We start from the raw sequence: 2,311 nt of genomic DNA on the forward strand, positions 1-2,311 counted from the left end.
GTGCAACGGCGATTTTTTAGGAAAAAAAGTAAAATTCAACTTTTTTATGATGATAATCGCCCAATTAGATAGATTTTTAGTTGAAAAATCATATTTAATCGTATTTTTTCTCATCATTTTATCATTTTTGTGCTTTTATTTGGTGCGAATCCCCTAGGGTTTTTCTGTGAGCTTGGGGTTCGCACTAATATTTTTTCATTCAATACTAAATATTAAGCCTTACTTAAACCGTTAGCTCAATTAAATTTCCTTCAGGGTCTTGGATAACAGCCTCATAATAGCCATCTCCTGTTGTCCGAGGACCATTCAACAATGGATATCCATCTTTTATAAATTGTTCAACAAATTCATCAACTTTTTCTTTACTACCAACTGAAATTGCCACATGTGTGTATCCTAGAGCATCGACCACTCGATTCGATAGAAATTGTTTTGATGCCAGTTCAATTCTAGCGCCTGATTCAAATGTTAGAAAATAGGATTGAAATCCAGTCTTTTTATTATGATATTTCTCATTACTTACGGCATGGAAATATTTTTCATAAAAATTTTTCATCTTTTCTAAATCCTGAACCCAAATAGCTATATGTTCTATACGCATTATTCAACCTCCTTTCATCAATTCTATCATGATTTTGTTAATTATTGAATGCGCTTTTTTATTTTATAAAAAAGAGGATTCCTTACTTTCTCTTTTTTAATAATCCAAATGACAGTTAATCATTGATACAGTTTCTTTTCACCTAAAAATGTGTTATACTATAGAAACGCGAAAGATATTTTTATGCGATAGATTAATTTGTTTTTAGGAAATTTATCCACACTGGCGTAACTAAAGGGTTACAAGGATGTATTAGAGGTTAGGGAATACATCGTTTAAATGAGAAATAGTTAATTTTTAGTAATAGTCACTACCAACTTTAAAATAACAATATTACTTCGTCAGATAGCCTTCTCTATTCAGAGAAGGCTATTGTTCATTTATTACAAAAAAAGTAACTTGAAGAACTTCTTTCAACAAGTCACTTTCATTGGTTACTGTAAATAAGTTTTAGCAATTGCTTGGTACTTATCAATCATATCTAAATAGTTATCAATTTCAACGAATTCATTCACTTGATGTGGTAATGTCGCTTCGCCCGGCCCAAAAACAACAATATCAAACTGATTTTTCGATTTCGTAAATTCTGCTGCATCTGTTGTTCCTGCAGCAGTCACTAATGGCAAAGGTGTTTCAAATTGCTGTTGAATACTTTGGATCAATTCTGAATTTTTTTCTGCTTGGACTGGAATTTTATTAAAATCAATCACTAACTCTAAATGATATGGACTATTTTCATTTAATTGCTGAATTATATTTTCTAATAAAGCAATCACTTGTTCATTAGAAAATTCTGGTATCGACCGAATATTCCCTTGAAGTACTGCCCGACTTGGAATGCTGTTCACTTGGTTGCCACCATTAATAACAGTTACATTATGAATGGTACGCCCCAGTTCCTCATTTACATGATCGGTTGCAACTTTATGCAATTCTTCATTAGCCATTGTAATAAATTCATTCAAATGATTGATGGCGTTAAAGCCTTGTTCCGGCATAGAACTATGTGCTTCTTTACCATATGAAATCACCGAATAATTGATTGATCCCATATGTGCATACATCAAATTATAATTAGTCGGTTCACCAATTAATAGTGCTGACAAATCATCTGCGTAACCTAGTTTTGTGAGTTGTTCTGCACCTAGTTCTCCTACTTCTTCACCAACTGTAGCTAATAGCTTAATCGTTCCGTTAAATGGAACATTATTTTCTTTCAGTTCAATCATGGCAAGAACCATTGCAACCAGACCACTCTTCATATCAGTTGTTCCACGACCATACATTTTTCCATCAACTATTTCCGCAGCAAACGGAGCATGTACCCATTCTGATTCATCACCAACATCTACTACATCCATATGCCCAGTAAAACCTAAAACAGTTTGAGAATCACCTTGACTGAGCGTTGCAACCAAGTTATCTCTTCCTTCTGCATAACGAATTCGTTCACTAGCTATACCATATTCGTTTAAAATATTTGCTAGATAGTCAGCTACTTTTGCTTCATTCCCATTAATCGATTTGATTTGAATAACATCTTGCAAAACTTTTATTTTTTTCGCTGTCTTCATTTTATCGCCTTCTTCATTAGAATATCTTCAGTATATCACTCCAAATATCTATGTTTCAAATATTCTTGGTTAATCAACTGCTAGAAATAAGTAAGCATTTTACACAATTTTGGCACAAAAAAACTCATAAATCCTA

Annotated in this window: 2 protein-coding genes; both read right to left on the reverse strand. The window is 32.8% G+C overall.

The features are described 5' to 3' along the window. Positions 1–223: 223 nt before the first annotated feature. Positions 224–601, reverse strand: a complete 378-nt coding sequence (locus BAU17_RS10115) for a VOC family protein (protein ID WP_161902704.1) — start codon at positions 599–601, stop codon at positions 224–226. Between the two features lie 434 nt (positions 602–1,035). Then, on the reverse strand, positions 1,036–2,175 hold the full coding sequence (locus BAU17_RS10120) for an ArgE/DapE family deacylase (protein WP_161902705.1): 1,140 nt from the start codon (positions 2,173–2,175) through the stop codon (positions 1,036–1,038). Positions 2,176–2,311 lie beyond the last annotated feature (136 nt).

The sequence above is a fragment of the Candidatus Enterococcus willemsii genome (assembly GCF_009933335.1).
In the GTDB taxonomy this organism is placed as follows: domain Bacteria; phylum Bacillota; class Bacilli; order Lactobacillales; family Enterococcaceae; genus Enterococcus_F; species Enterococcus_F willemsii.

Excerpts from the sequence above, each read along its gene's own strand:
- BAU17_RS10115 (WP_161902704.1), bottom strand. The coding sequence starts at position 601 with ATGCGTATAGAACATATAGCTATTTGGGTTCAGGATTTAGAAAAGATG.
- BAU17_RS10120 (WP_161902705.1), bottom strand. The coding sequence starts at position 2,175 with ATGAAGACAGCGAAAAAAATAAAAGTTTTGCAAGATGTTATTCAAATC.